General features: G+C 54.9%; 11 protein-coding genes. 9 read left to right on the top strand and 2 right to left on the bottom strand.

Going from position 1 to position 13,724, the window contains the following annotated elements; translation table 11 throughout:
- Positions 1-423 precede the first annotated feature (423 nt).
- Positions 424-1,326 carry a DMT family transporter gene (locus tag D5S03_RS01970; protein ID WP_008871212.1) on the bottom strand — a complete coding sequence of 301 codons (903 nt, stop codon included), beginning with the start codon at positions 1,324-1,326 and terminating at the stop codon, positions 424-426.
- A gap of 284 nt (positions 1,327-1,610) precedes the next feature.
- Between D5S03_RS01970 and amrS the strand changes: the two genes are divergently transcribed.
- A complete protein-coding gene (gene amrS / locus D5S03_RS01965) occupies positions 1,611-2,792 on the top strand; it encodes an AmmeMemoRadiSam system radical SAM enzyme (protein WP_287042525.1) in 1,182 nt (393 codons plus the stop codon).
- 203 nt (positions 2,793-2,995) lie between these two features.
- Here the strand turns inward: amrS and D5S03_RS01960 are convergent, their stop codons facing one another.
- Entirely contained in the window at positions 2,996-4,051 is a 1,056-nt protein-coding gene (locus D5S03_RS01960; protein WP_287042524.1) for a radical SAM protein, read from the bottom strand.
- 463 nt (positions 4,052-4,514) lie between these two features.
- Here D5S03_RS01960 and D5S03_RS01955 point away from each other — a divergent pair, with 463 nt between their 5' ends.
- The 8 genes from D5S03_RS01955 to cbiE all read left to right on the top strand — a co-directional run bounded on the left by D5S03_RS01955 (position 4,515) and on the right by cbiE (position 13,698).
- On the top strand, positions 4,515-5,678 hold the full coding sequence (locus D5S03_RS01955; RefSeq protein WP_287042523.1) for an efflux RND transporter periplasmic adaptor subunit: 1,164 nt from the start codon (positions 4,515-4,517) through the stop codon (positions 5,676-5,678).
- A 193-nt stretch (positions 5,679-5,871) separates the two neighbouring features.
- Entirely contained in the window at positions 5,872-8,949 is a 3,078-nt protein-coding gene (locus D5S03_RS01950; protein WP_008871216.1) for an efflux RND transporter permease subunit, read from the top strand.
- Positions 8,950-8,961: 12 nt separating this feature from the next.
- The gene (locus tag D5S03_RS01945) at positions 8,962-9,408 is read left to right on the top strand and encodes a TspO/MBR family protein (protein WP_008871217.1); all 447 of its coding nucleotides are present in this window, start codon (positions 8,962-8,964) and stop codon (positions 9,406-9,408) included.
- Positions 9,409-9,568: 160 nt separating this feature from the next.
- Positions 9,569-10,018 (top strand): PIN domain-containing protein, encoded by a 450-nt coding sequence (locus tag D5S03_RS01940; RefSeq protein WP_008871218.1) that lies wholly within the window; start codon positions 9,569-9,571, stop codon positions 10,016-10,018.
- Positions 10,008-10,223, top strand: coding sequence for a hypothetical protein (locus D5S03_RS01935; RefSeq protein ID WP_008871219.1), 216 nt, complete (start codon positions 10,008-10,010; stop codon positions 10,221-10,223). The genes D5S03_RS01940 and D5S03_RS01935 overlap by 11 nt, the downstream gene beginning before the upstream one ends.
- Before the next feature lie 9 nt (positions 10,224-10,232).
- Positions 10,233-10,319, top strand: coding sequence for a tryptophan-rich sensory protein (locus tag D5S03_RS01930; RefSeq protein ID WP_353745144.1), 87 nt, complete (start codon positions 10,233-10,235; stop codon positions 10,317-10,319).
- Positions 10,320-10,749: 430 nt separating this feature from the next.
- Positions 10,750-12,462, top strand: coding sequence for a bifunctional sulfate adenylyltransferase/adenylylsulfate kinase (locus D5S03_RS01925; protein ID WP_008871220.1), 1,713 nt, complete (start codon positions 10,750-10,752; stop codon positions 12,460-12,462).
- 6 nt (positions 12,463-12,468) lie between these two features.
- Positions 12,469-13,698 carry a precorrin-6y C5,15-methyltransferase (decarboxylating) subunit CbiE gene (gene cbiE / locus D5S03_RS01920; protein WP_287042522.1) on the top strand — a complete coding sequence of 410 codons (1,230 nt, stop codon included), beginning with the start codon at positions 12,469-12,471 and terminating at the stop codon, positions 13,696-13,698.
- Positions 13,699-13,724 lie beyond the last annotated feature (26 nt).

The following is a 13,724-nucleotide window of genomic DNA, read 5'->3' as shown; positions in this document are numbered from 1 at the left end:
ACAAAAAATTCGAATGTGTTCTGCATATTAAATTTAATAATTAACAACCATAAAAAATCGTGTCAACCAATAAACATAAAAATATTGTTCACAATTTCACATGCTTTAAATAACAATACTCTTTTAAAAATGTAACAGTTCAGCCCTTTTTTTGTATCTGTTTACGCAGTGGACATATAAACTGCTACTTTATAATTATCATATACAGTATAAATATCCGTGGACTGTATAATAAACAACAAAGCATACCCCTTAAGGTGTTAAATAAAATTTATTTTACACTACTTTCAACAGTCTTGAAAAAATACCACCAGAACCCTCCAGAACCAGGTTCTGGATGCACCTGCAAAAAAAGCACTGGTCCGAAATTTCCAATGGATCGGCAAGACCATGAAGGTAAACAGAACTTCCAGGCTCCCGACTTCAGGCCCTCAAAAGCCACAGAGCTGCAACGGCCAGGGCCAGGCCCAGGAAGCGGTAAGCATCCAGGCGCTCCCTGAAAAATATCGCCGCCAGCAGCACCGGAACAAGAAAGTTCATGCCGTTGACTACAGCCACAACGGATAAAGGACCAAGAGCCAGGGCACGCAGGAAAAGATAGAAGCCGGCCAGGTTGAGAAGACCCATCAACAGCCCGATACCCAGGGCCAGCCTTCCCGGACCGGGATCCTGGGAAGCGGCGAACATCCTTGGTGCCAGGGCCAAGGTGAACAGGGTGGAAAATATGTAGGACAGGGCCATAAAAGCCCATATATCGGTATAATCAGCTGCAAACTTGCAGGTAATGGCGGACAGACCTCCGGCCAGCATGGCCAGAAAGACCAGCAAGAGACCCCTGGCCCTGCCTGAAACCTGAAAGTCTGAATTTTTGTCCCTTCCCAGAATCCATACAGTGGCCAGGGAGAATAAAAGGCCAAGCACCTGCTGCAGAGCCAGGCTCTCCTGCAGGAAAAAAACCGCAAAAAGGACAACCAGGACGATGTTCATGCGGATCAGAGGATAGGCCACTGCCACTGGCACATACTTCAGGGCCTGGATGTGGCAAAGTGTGGCGCTTGCAAAGGTCAGGCTGTTGGCCAGGGATATGAAAACCAGAAATCCCGGGTCAGCTATCTCCGGACGCCGAATCAGGGTGACAGCACCCGCGAGCACACCCACAGTGGCCATAAAGACAAAGGTGGTCCTGAAAGTGCTGCAGTTTTTAGAAGCCGCCACTTTATACAGGAAGCGCTGAAGGCCCATGAGCACAAGCGCTGAAAGGGAATAAACATACCAGGTTTCCATAACAGGATGCCTTTGCACTGCAGAGAGGGTAAAACCTCTCATGCAATGCCCTCCCCCTTTCCAAAAGTCAACCAGGGTGTTAAGAGACGTCAAGAACTGTCTTTCCAGGCTGAATCCGCATATTAACATGCGGCTACCCCGGCGGAGGGGACAGGCACCGGCACTTTTTCGCCCCCTGGGATGACATATTTTCCCGGAAACTTGTTGCCGGGAACGTGTTCATGTATTATTTTGCATCGGATGATCCGGACCATTTACAACTTATTGCCTGCGTTCAAATTTTCGCAGGCGTATCTTTGCAGTCTTTCCGACTGCAGGGAGGTCTTATGAAAAATACACAAAGCAAGTTAAAAATCAGCCGTAATAAATTCATCAAAAGCGCCATGGGGGCATGTTCGCTCTGCGCTGCTGGCATTGCCGTGGCTTCTTCCAAAGTCATGGCCCAGACAGCCCCACCCGAGGCTGAGCAGCCCCAGACAGCCCGGATGGGCTTTACCAGCCCCAGGGAGGCTGCCTGGTTCAGCAGTGTGGAAGACTCCAAAATAGAGTGCGCACTTTGCCCCAATGGATGCCGGCTCAAACCCGGGGAAAGATCTCTTTGCCGGGTAAGAGAGAACCGCGATGGCAAGGGCTATACCCTGGCCCACTCCAACCCGGCCCTTATCCAGGAGGACCCTGTGGAGCGCAAACCATTTTTTCACGTCCTGCCCGGGACCAGGGCCCTGTCCATCTCCACCGCCGGGTGCAACCTCTCCTGCAAGTTCTGCGAGGTCTGGGACATGGCCCTGGTGGATCCCGAAGAGGTACACGCCTACGACATGCCCCCTGAAGCAGTGGTAAAACATGCCATGGACGCTGGCCTTAAGTCACTGAGCTACGCCTTTGGAGAGCCGGTAATATTTTATGAATACATGAAAAAAACAGCTGAAAAAGCACGGGAGCAGGGGCTTTTAAACCTGATGCACACGGCGGCCTACATCAATTCTGAACCCCTGCAGGAGATCTGCAACTCCGTGGATGCAGTCAACGTGGACCTGAAAAGCTTTGATCAAGAGTTTTACAGGGAGGTTGTCGGGGGAGAACTGCAGCCGGTCTTAGATTCCCTTAAAACCATCCGGGAAAAAGGCCTGCACTTAGAAATAACCACCATAGTTATCCCCACCCTGAACGACGACATGGAGATGATAAATGAAATGTGCAGCTGGATAAAAAATGAACTGGGTCCAGACGTACCCCTGCACCTGGCCCGGTTTTACCCCCTGTACCAGCTATCGGGGCTGCCCAGGACCCCGGTGTCCACCCTGGACCAGGCCCGGGAAACAGCAATGCAGGCCGGGCTGAACCATGTCTACGTTTCCCGGGTGACCGGCCACGAGGGAGAAAACACTTTCTGTCCCGGATGTGGCGAAAAGATAATCAACCGGGTGGGCTTCGTCATCGACAGCATGGACATACAGGAAGGCAAATGCAGCCATTGCAGCCGGGAGATTTCCGGCATCTGGGCTTAAAGCCAGTGAGCTCATTTAAAACAAGGAGAAAACCAGCCTCACGCAACGGCCCAAAGCAGCTAAGCTGGAAAGCCATAAGTGTTTTTTCTTTGCGCCTTAGCGTCTTTGCGTGAGATAACTCTTAAGCTCTTAGCGCGCTGACGCCCTGGCGTGAGCAAACTCTTAACTATTTTTTACACCTTGGCGTATGACAACTGAGAAACTCAGGACATCCTGCGCCGATGCAGCCTGTACTGGGACATGGACCTTTCGTCCAAGTTTGTCAGGCCTGCTTCTTTGGCCCAGTCGATTGCCTCCACAAATTCCCTTGAGTTTGTGGATCTGGCAATCTTGTCGTATTCAAAGGCCATATGCTCCACCCGGTACTGGGACATGATATTGACATAAGTGTCCCCGGGCAGGTTCTCTGCCACCCAGTCTACAAACTCCCTGGTCCCGGCCACCCGGTTGGGCATGACTAAGTGGCGGACCATGACGCCTCTTCTGGCAACACCCCTTTCGTCTTTCTCCAACACCCCGACCTGGCGGTTCATCTCAATTATTGAATCCTGAGCCATTTCCGGATAGTCCCCGCGTCCTTCGAGAACGTACTTTGCAGACTCATCACTGCCCATGAATTTGAGATCCGGCAGATAGATATCCACTATACCGTCCAGAAGCTCGATATTCTCCACGAGTTCATAGCCCCCGGTATTGTAGCACAGCGGAAGATTCAGGCCATTTTTCATGGCTATTCTTGTGGCGCTTAGAATATTGGGCATGACATGGGTGGGAGTAACCAGGTTTATGTTGTGGCAACCGCGCCGCTGCAGATCCAGCATCATTTCCGCCAGCTCTTCATCCTCCACTTCCCTGCCCCGCCCTTCATGGGCTATGGGCCAGTTCTGGCAGAACACGCAGCGCAGGTTGCAGTTGGAGAAAAAGATTGTCCCGGATCCGTTATCCCCCACCAGGGGCAGCTCTTCCCCGAAATGCGGTGACCTGCTGTGCACCACGGCCCGGCCCGGGGCCCGGCAAAAGCCTTCTTCGCCGTCAAGCCGGTTCACACCACACTTGTGGGGGCAAAGGGTACACTTCTCCAGTCGGCCATAGGCCTCATCCACCCTGTCCTTGAGCCTGCCCTCTTCTTCCAGCCGGGCATAAGCTGGAGTCCATTCGCTGTTGCCCACCCCGGGGTTTCCAGCCTCGGAGCACCCGGCAAAAAAGAATGTGCCTGCAGTTGCAAACACGCCTTTGACAAAATTTCTGCGGGTAATCATAACCTGCTGCCTCCTTGAATCAAAAAAGGCCCCGGACAGCACAAGCACCATTAATCATGCTGCCCTGGTTTGCACCTTTAATCATTTGTCACTCTTCTGTCAGCCATCACGTAACCATTCAGGGGGGCCTCGGTGGTGGCTACTGGGACTCACGCCTCTGGCGTGACTGGGGACTGTCCCGGGCCGTTTCCTGCGCTTTTTGAATGGTTACCCCATCACCATGTCTCGGCAGGATTCCAGACAGATTCTCATTGTCAGATAAATAATACACTCATCCGGGATGTAAATAAAGCGCAAACATCATTACTCAGCACATCTTATGTCTGACCTTTTTTACCCATTTCAGGTTTGACGCAAAATGGGTAAAAAGAGAGCTCAGTATTTTTGTGCAAATTATCCAAAAAAACTTGTCCGGAGCTGTTTTAATGGCTATTATGTTTTTCCCCGCAGGAGATATGAAAAAATGAAAAAATTTGTGACTCTGGCCATTATCCTCTCATTTCTGGGACTGATGGGATACAAGGTCTACCAGGACATCCTTTTTCCTGAACCCGCCTCCAATGGCCCGGGCCAGAGAGCTCAGGCCGTAAGCGTCGAGCCGGTACGCACCGAGACTTTGCTCCACCGTGCAGAGATTACCGGCACCCTGGTGGCTGAAACATCATTTCAGGTCGCCCCCAGGGTGTCCGGCAGACTTGAAAAACTGCACGTGGATATCGGAGACCGGGTGGCCAGAGGGGACATCATAGCAGAGCTGGACAGCGAAGAATTCGCCCAGGAGGTCCATATGGCCACGGCTGAACTGGAGCTCGCCCGGGCTGCACTGGTGGAAAGCTCCAGTGAGCTGGAGGTGGCCCGAAAAGACCTGGACCGTTCCCAAAGGCTTTTTGAAAGGGGCAATCTCTCCCAGTCCGAGCTGGACCAGGCCCAGTCTGTATTTGATGTCCGCCAGTCCAGACATGATGTGGCCCAGGCTCAGGTCAGGCAGAGACAGGCCGCCTTAGAGGCTGCCAGGGTCAGGCTGGAATATACCACCATCCGGGCCAGATGGTCCGGGGATGACCCCACCCGCCGGGTGGCCCGCCGCTTTGTGGACGAAGGCGACATGCTGCAGGCCAACGAGCCCATAGTCACCATCATTTGCACCAGAAATCTCAAGGCGGTCATAAATGTAATCGAACGGGACTATCCCTTCATATCCACCGGCCAGAGTGCTGTAATCAAGCCGGACGCCTTTTCAGACCTGCAGCTTGAGGGAACCATCATCCGCCTGGCCCCTCTGCTGGAGGATGCCACCCGTCAGGCCAGGGCGGAGGTGCTTGTGCCCAACCCGGACGGTCGTCTGGCCCCGGGAATGTTTGTCCGGGTGCAGATTGAACTGGGTCAAAGGCCGCAGGCCACAGCTGTCCCCTCGGCGGCCCTGGCCCGCCGCAACGGCTCCCATGGGGTTTTTGTGGCCCACAGGGACACCATGCAGGCACATTTCGTCCCGGTGCGCACAGGGCTTCAGGACGGCCGGCTGGTGGAAATAATTGAGCCTGAGCTGGAGGGCTACGTGGTCACCTCGGGCAGGCACCTGCTGGTGGACGGGGCTGACATTGTCGTACCTGAAGGATTCGGGGAGTGAGAATTCAGGGATTTCAGGAATTTAGGGATTGGGGAATTGGGGGATTCAGGGACTTGGGGAATGGATGCGGGTAGAGGCAGCCTTGTTGGAAGCTTTGCATTTTTATAGGCTTAAATAGTCAGCCTTGCCTGTGGACCGCCATCGGATATCCGACAACAAATAACAGATAATAGATTTACCAACAAAGCCAGAAATGAACAAGCTCTCCTCTTTCGCAGTCTCCCGCCCGGTCCTGGTGACCATGGCCTCCTTGATAGTGTTGCTGCTGGGCCTGGTCTCCCTGTCCAGAGTAGCCATAGACCTCATGCCGGACATCACCTACCCCACCATCAGCGTGCGCACTAATTATGAACATGCCGGACCGCAGGAGGTCGAAAACCTAATTACCAGGCCTTTGGAACGGGCCTTCAGCGCCGTACCCGGGGTAGATGAAATATATTCCAGGTCGGTGGAGGGCTTAAGCGATATCCGGGTCAGCTTTGCCTGGGGAACGGACCTGGATGCAGCCGCCAATGACCTGCGCGACCGCCTGGACCGGGTCGCCCCGAACCTGCCCACTGATGCCGACCGGCCCTTTCTGCGCAAATTCGACCTGGCCAGTTTTCCCATACTTATCCTGGGGGCCTCCAGCCGCCTGGACCCCATAGAGGCCCGCCGACTCATCGAGGACGAGGTGCGCCACAGGGTGGAACGTGTCCCCGGGGTGGCCGCCCTGGAAATCCGCGGAGGCCTGGAACGCGAAATCCATGTAGACCTGCTGCCGGGCAAGATCCAGGCCCTGGACCTTTCCTTAGAGGAAATAAACCGGCGTATCCGTGAGGCCAACCTGAACTTCCCGGCAGGAGTGCGCGAAGAGGACCAGCATGAGACCACCGTGCGCATCCTGGGAGAATTCACCGACCTGCAGGAACTCTCAGGAACAGTCATTGCCCAGAGAGACGGGTCCACCATCAGGCTGGGGGACATCGCCGATGTCCAGGACTCCTGGGAGCGCATAACCCGCCTGGTCAGGGTCAATGGAGAACCGGGCATCAGGCTTACCATCAACAAGCAGTCCGGGGCCAATACCGTGGAAGTGGCCGGCCAGGTCCTGCAGGAAGTGGAGCGCATCAACCGTGAGTTCCCCCAGCTGGGCATATCCCCCATTATCGACACTTCCAGCTACATCCAGAGGTCCATCACCAACGTGGCCGGAACCCTGCTCTACGGCAGCTTTTTTGCCGTGCTGGTGCTGCTCTTTTTCCTGCGCAGCCTGCGGGGCACGGCCATCGTGGCCGCAGCCATTCCCATCTCCATCGTGGCCACCTTTATCATTATATATTTCGGAGGGTTCACCATAAACCTCATGACCCTGGGGGGACTGGCCCTGGGGGCGGGACTGCTGGTGGACAACTCCATAGTGGTCCTGGAAAACATCCACCGTAAGCGCGAAGGCGGCTCCCCACCGCCCCAGGCCTCGGTCTCCGGGGCCGGAGAGGTGGCAGCAGCCATCACCGCCAGCACTTTGACCACCATGGCCGTATTTCTGCCCATAATATTTATCCGGGGCATGGCCGGGGTCATGTTTACCCAGCTGGCCTATGTGGTGGGTTTTTCCCTGCTTTGCTCCCTGGCTGTGGCCCTGCTTCTGGTGCCCATGCTCTACTCCAGATGTCTTGGCCCCATGAGCTGCGCCGGGGGCAAAACAGGCACAGTCGGCGGCATAAATGCAGTATCTAAACGCTTTTTCGGCAGCCTTGAATCCAGCTATCAGTCCCTGCTGGACACCTGCCTCAGGCACAGGGCCCTGACCATCCTCACCGCCCTGCTGCTTCTAATCTCCAGCATGGCCTTGGTGCCCTACATCGGAACTGAGATGATGCCTGAGACCGATGAGGGGGAGGTGCGCATAAATATAGAAATGGACGTGGGCTCCAGGCTGGAAGTCCTGGACAGGGCCGCTTTGCAGGTGGAGGAAATCGTCAAGCGCCAGGTCCCTGAGGCCGAAAACGTCATTTCCTTTCTGGGCGGTGTGGGCTGGCGCTTTTCCGGCTCCCACCTGGGGGAAGTCCGCATAAGCTTGGTGGAGGAAAGTAAAAGAGACCGCTCCAGCCAGGAGATTGCAAATGACCTGCGCCGCGAGCTGAACCGGATTCCCGGGGCGCAGATAAGGACCAGGGCCGGCGGCGGGCTGTTTATCCTGCGCCTGGGCGCATCCGATGGCGACCGGGTGGAGGTGGAAATCCGGGGACACGACTTAGATACCTCTGCGGCCCTGTCCCAGAGAGTCCAGGAACTGGTGGAAGCTGTGCCCGGCATAAGCGATGCCAGTATCAGCCGCGAAACCGAGGCCCCGGAAGAAATCATAACCGTTGACCGCGCCCGGGCTGAAAGCATGGGAGTAAGCGTCTCCCAGGCTGGCGAAGCCCTGCGCACCGTGCTTTCAGGTTCCACTGCAGGCTACTTCCGGGACCGGGGAGAGGAGTATTCCATCCGGGTCAAGCTCAAGGACGCGGAATTCATGCCCCTTGATGAAATCTTAGACACCACCGTGGCCGGACTGGGAGACACCGGCATTGCCCTGCGCAACCTGGTGGACGTACGCCCGGGCACCGGACCCATGAATATCGAGAGAAAGGACCAGGAAAGGATTGTTACTGTCTCGGCTGACTTTGCAGACACCAGCCTGGGAGAGGTTGTGCGCGATATTCGAAGCCAGCTGGAGCTCATGCCCATTCCCCAGGGCTTCAGCATCGGTTTCGGCGGGGACTACGAAGAACAGCAGGAGGCCTTTGGAGAACTGGGACTGGGGCTTATCCTGGCCCTGGTGCTGGTGTACATGGTCCTGGCCTGCCTCTACGAGTCCCTGCGCGACCCTTTGATAGTCATGTTCGCCGTGCCCATGGCCATCATCGGCGTCTGCCTGATGCTTTTTCTCACCAACACCACCTTCAATATCCAGTCCTACATAGGGTGCATCATGCTGGTGGGCATCCTGGTGAACAACGCCATCCTGCTGGTGGCCCAGACCAACCTGCTGCGCCGCAGGGACGGCATGCTCATGCAGTCCGCCATCCGGGAGGCCGGACGCAGGAGACTCAGGCCCATTCTCATGACCGCCCTGACCACCATCTTCGCCCTGACCCCCCTGGCCATCGGGGCCGGAGAAGGCGGCGAGGCCCAGGCCCCCATGGCCCGGGCCATCATAGGCGGGCTGGCCAGCTCCACTCTGGTCACCCTGGTCCTGGTCCCGGTAATGTATTCCTTCATCGCCCGTAAAGACGATAAATAAAAAGGAAATCCAATGTACTCATTTATCATATTCTTAGCCCTGGTACTCATCACCTCTTCATTCGGAGCCATCTTCAGGCCAGGCCCCTGGTATAATGAGCTTATCAAACCTGCGCTTACCCCTCCGGGCTGGATATTCACTCCTGTCTGGATGACCCTGTACCTCATGATAGCCATCGCCGGCTGGCTGGTCTGGCAAAAAACCCGTTCCATCAAACATCCGGCCATTGTCTGCTGGGGGTGCCAGATTGTATTAAACGCCCTGTGGTCCTGGCTCTTCTTCGGGCTGCAAAGCCCTGCCCTGGCCTTAGTGAATATATTCCTGCTCCTGATCCTGATCCTGGCCTTTATCAGGTTCTCCTGGCCGATAAGCAGGCCAGCCTCCATCCTGTTCATGCCTTATGCCCTGTGGGTAGCCTTCGCCACCTACCTCAACCTGGGCATAGTGCTTTTGAATTGAGAAATATCAGGCATTCTTTTTTATTATCATATTGACATGATGAGCTACCGTGACTTAATTGTAATTTTATATCTGCGAAAAAGTAAAGAGGTATCATGTTCTGCTCTTAACACCAGTTGATATCCGCTTGCCAGCTTAATGAATGGAGTAAATCTTTGACATGCAACTAATTTACCTTGACATGTGTTGCTTCAATCGTCCTTACGACGACCAAAACCAGTCACGTATCCGACTGGAGACAGAAGCAAAGTTAATTATTCAGAAAAAAGTCAAGCAAAGAGAGTGTGGTTTACTCTGGTCATCAACTCTCGACTTTGAGTGCCAAAAAAACCCTTTCGCAGAACATCGCTTAGCTATTACCAGATGGCGGTATCTAGCTGAACGTATAATTTTCGCCACACCCGAGGTGGTTGCCACGGCACATAGATTTGCCAGTTTTGGACTTTCGAATTATGATGCACTTCATGTTGCCTCCGCAATAGAGGGGAAGGCGGATTTTTTTATCACCACCGATGACCGCATACACAAAAAAATAAGCGGAAATAGAGAAATACAGGTAGCCTTTCCAAACAACGCCCTCGCAGCACTGGAGAATTGGTATGAAGACTGAAATGGAAATTCGCATGCAGGGCATGCAGGCTTTAATCAACAAGCTTGGGCTGGTGGAAACAGAACGCTTTCTTGCAGCGGTCTCCAGGGATAGATTCAACTACACACAATGGCGGCGCACAGAATTACCCGAATTGACCATTGAAGCCATTGCAGAACAAGGAAATGAACTGGCGGACAAACTGAATGAAACAAAGAACACTTGAGGCTGACAAATTTCAGCCTCCATCCTGTTCATGCCTTATGCCCTGTGGGTAGCCTTCGCCACCTACCTCAACCTGGGCATAGTGCTTTTGAATTGAATCCTGCCACCACCATGACAGCTAATTTTAAGTTGCAATCAAGATGATTTCTCCAGACAGTATAGATATCATTCTAAGTTCGGAAAACCGCCCCACAGAAAAAGAATTTTACCACAGAGGGCACAGAAGGCACAGAGTTAAGATAAAGAGGGCTTTTCTCTGTGAACCTCTGTGATCTCTGTGGTGTCAAATATTTGATGACAACGGGCATAAAGATCATCTTGAATGCAAGTCGGAATAAACTCTTCCCCATGCCTCATACGCCATGCCCTATGCTCCATGCCCTATGCCCCATGCCCTCTGTCCTCTGCATATTCTCTTCATCGCCAAGTCGCCCTCTCGCCCCCTCGCCCCCTCGCCCAACTATACCCTTGCCTTTAAAGCCCATAAAGTATAGTTATCCCAGATAAACTGCACGCGCAGGGAAACCATGAGCACTGAAAACACAGCCAACTTCTATTCTGAAAACCTTCTGGTTCATTTCCGCCGCATTGACCGCCTCAAGCAGGAGGCCGGCGTTTATCTGTCCATGGATTTAAATCAGAGACAGCTCTGCGACCTGGAGCTTCTGCTCAACCGGGCCTTTTACCCCCTGGTGGGCTTTATGAACCGGGCCGATTATGAATCCGTCCTGGACAATATGCGTCTAACTGACGGCACTGTCTGGCCCATGCCCGTATGCCTGGACGTACCCGAAGCAGTGGCTCAAAAGTTGCATCCAGGCGAGCCTCTGGCCCTGAGGGATGAAGAAGGCTTCATGCTGGCAGTGCTTACCGTCCAGGAAGTCTGGATGCCGGATTTAAAGCGGCATGCCCGGGCCGTTTTCGGGACTTCCAGGCCGGACGAACATCCCGGCGTGGGCAAACTTTTTCAAGAGGTTCATCCGTGGTTCGTGGGCGGCACCCTGGAAGGACTGCATCTGCCCCTTCATTACGACTTTGCTGATCTGCGCACCTCGCCGGCACAAACCCACCGCATCTTCACCCAGAGGGGCTGGCGCAACGTGGCCGGGTTTCAGACCGAGCGGCACCTGCACTGCGCCCACCGGGAAATGATTCTGCGCGGGGCCCGGGAGGCCGGAGCCAATCTCTTTATTCATCCCGTGGTGGGCCGGGCCGGACCCAATGACCTGGACCACTTCACCCTGGTGCGTTGCTACCAGGAATTTATCACCAATTTCCCCAGAAACATGGTTCAGCTGGGACTCATCCCCTTAGAAAGACGTCTGGCCGGTCCCAGGCAGGCACTTTTCGAGGCCATCATCCGGCGCAACTACGGCTGCACGCATTTCATGATCAGTCAGGACCACGGCGACCCATTTGCCGGGGATTCCCGGGAACGCTTTTACCCCCAGGGTGCCGCCCAGGAACTGACAAAGTCCCTTGAAGATGAAATTGATATAAAGATGATTCCCCTGCAGCAGATGGTCTATGTGGAGGACAAGGCCCAGTATTTCCCTGTAAGCCAGGTGGAGCCGGATATGAAGACTAAGGAAATCTCCTCTGCCGAACTCAAGCGCCGCCTGGAATTCGACCTGGAAATCCCGGAATGGTTTTCCTTCCCCGGCGTGGTCCAGGAACTCAAAAAAGCCTATCCACCGCGGCACCGGCAGGGCTTTACCGTATTTATCACCGGTCTGTCCGGGGCCGGCAAGTCCACCCTGGCCAAGGTCCTTTACGTGCGCTTCATGGAAATGCGCGAGCGTCCGGTGACCCTGTTAGATGGAGACATCGTGCGCAAAAACCTGTCCAGCGAACTGGACTTTACCCGGGCCCACCGCAATCTCAATGTTCAGCGCATAGGCTTTGTGGCCTCGGAAATCACCAAGAACCGGGGCATCGCCATCTGCGCCCCCATAGCGCCTTATGAAGAATCCCGCAGCCTGGCCCGGGACATGATTACCCCTTACGGAGGCTTTGTGGAAATTTTCATGTCCACCCCCTTAGATATCTGCGAGCAAAGAGACCGCAAGGGCATCTATGCCAAGGCCAGGTCCGGGGCCATGAAAGGGGTGACCGGTATTGACGACCCTTATGAGCCCCCCAGGAACCCGGAAATAAACATTGACACCACCAACCTGACCCCCACTGAAGCCGCCCAGGAAGTCTTTCTCTTTCTGGAGGAGCAGGGATACATCAGGTAGCCTGCCATGCCGGGGGTACAGGTAATCGGCACAGGTCTGGGGTACGAAGACCTCACCGCCAGGCATTTAGAGATTATCCAGGATTCCCATGTCCTGGTGGGCGGACAGGAACAGCTGGACTGGTTCCCCGGGCACCCGGGCATCAAGCGCCGGATCACCTCCCCCCTGGACGACCTGATCCAGGACATCCGCAACTGGATGCTGGACAGGCAGGTAGCGGTCCTGGCCAGCGGCGATCCCTTATTTTACGGCATAGGCCGCCGGCTCATCCTGGACCTGGGAGCTGACCACCTGGAGGTCCATCCCAATATTTCAGTCATGGCCGGGGCCTTCGCCCGCATCAGGACGCCCTGGGATCAGGCCGCCTGGGTCAGCCTGCACGGCCGCAGCCACAGCCATCTGCTTGCAGCCTTAGACTCCGGCCGGCCTCTTTTTGTCTTTACTGATCCCAGAAACTCTCCAGCCAGGGCGGCCCAAATACTGGAGCAAAACAAAAGCAAAGGCTGGAGCATGTGCGTACTGGAAAGACTGGGCAGGCCGGACGAGCGCGTGCGCTGGTTTTCACCGGCAGAGGCTGCAGACGAAGAATTCATGGAGCCCAACGCCCTGATCCTTTTTCCAGTCCCTGAAAAACCTCAAGAGCCCCGGGTATTGACCCTGGGGACCCCTGATCATTTCTACCTGCACCAGCGTGGCATGATCACCAAGTCCGAAGTGCGGGCGGTATCCCTGGCCAAGCTGGGGCTTGAGCCGGGACACGTATTCTGGGATCTGGGCTCAGCCAGCGGTTCCATGGCCATTGAAGCAGCAATGTTCACCACCGGGGGACGCATAGTAGCCGTGGAAAAAGACCCGGAGCGCATCAGCCATATCCGGGAAAACATCAGACGTTTTCAGACCCCTGGAGTAGAGGTCCTGCAGATGGATCTGCCGGAGGGCATCCAGGACCTGCCCCCGCCGGACCGGGTGTTCATCGGCGGAGGCGGAGAAGACCTGCCGGAAATAATCCGGCAGACAGCCCGTATCCTTAAGCCCGGCGGACGCATAATACTCAACTTAGTGGTCTTTGAAACCCTGCACAAAGCAGTGGAGACATTAAACAGCCTGGATTTCAGCACCGAAGTCATCCAGGTCCAGATAAGCCGGGGCAGGCAAATGCCCGGAGGTGTCAGGCTCCAGGCCCAGAACCCGGTGTTTGTACTTTCAGCATTGCCCCGAAATGTTGAAGAGGCATAGGGCATGGAGCATAGGGCATGGAGCAT

Origin of the sequence: Desulfonatronospira sp. MSAO_Bac3 (genome assembly GCF_003838035.1) — a bacterium.
GTDB lineage: Bacteria > Desulfobacterota > Desulfovibrionia > Desulfovibrionales > Desulfonatronovibrionaceae > Desulfonatronospira > Desulfonatronospira thiodismutans.
This window is presented reverse-complemented; position numbering and strand designations above follow the sequence as displayed.

What these genes read in the sequence shown, in the direction of transcription:
- D5S03_RS01925 (WP_008871220.1), top strand. Translation starts at nt 10,750, where the DNA reads ATGAGCACTGAAAACACAGCCAACTTCTATTCTGAAAACCTTCTGGTT.
- D5S03_RS01960 (WP_287042524.1), bottom strand. Translation starts at nt 4,051, where the DNA reads ATGATTACCCGCAGAAATTTTGTCAAAGGCGTGTTTGCAACTGCAGGC.
- D5S03_RS01955 (WP_287042523.1), top strand. Translation starts at nt 4,515, where the DNA reads ATGAAAAAATTTGTGACTCTGGCCATTATCCTCTCATTTCTGGGACTG.
- D5S03_RS01945 (WP_008871217.1), top strand. Translation starts at nt 8,962, where the DNA reads ATGTACTCATTTATCATATTCTTAGCCCTGGTACTCATCACCTCTTCA.
- D5S03_RS01935 (WP_008871219.1), top strand. Translation starts at nt 10,008, where the DNA reads ATGAAGACTGAAATGGAAATTCGCATGCAGGGCATGCAGGCTTTAATC.
- cbiE (WP_287042522.1), top strand. Translation starts at nt 12,469, where the DNA reads ATGCCGGGGGTACAGGTAATCGGCACAGGTCTGGGGTACGAAGACCTC.
- amrS (WP_287042525.1), top strand. Translation starts at nt 1,611, where the DNA reads ATGAAAAATACACAAAGCAAGTTAAAAATCAGCCGTAATAAATTCATC.
- D5S03_RS01940 (WP_008871218.1), top strand. Translation starts at nt 9,569, where the DNA reads ATGCAACTAATTTACCTTGACATGTGTTGCTTCAATCGTCCTTACGAC.
- D5S03_RS01950 (WP_008871216.1), top strand. Translation starts at nt 5,872, where the DNA reads ATGAACAAGCTCTCCTCTTTCGCAGTCTCCCGCCCGGTCCTGGTGACC.
- D5S03_RS01970 (WP_008871212.1), bottom strand. Translation starts at nt 1,326, where the DNA reads ATGAGAGGTTTTACCCTCTCTGCAGTGCAAAGGCATCCTGTTATGGAA.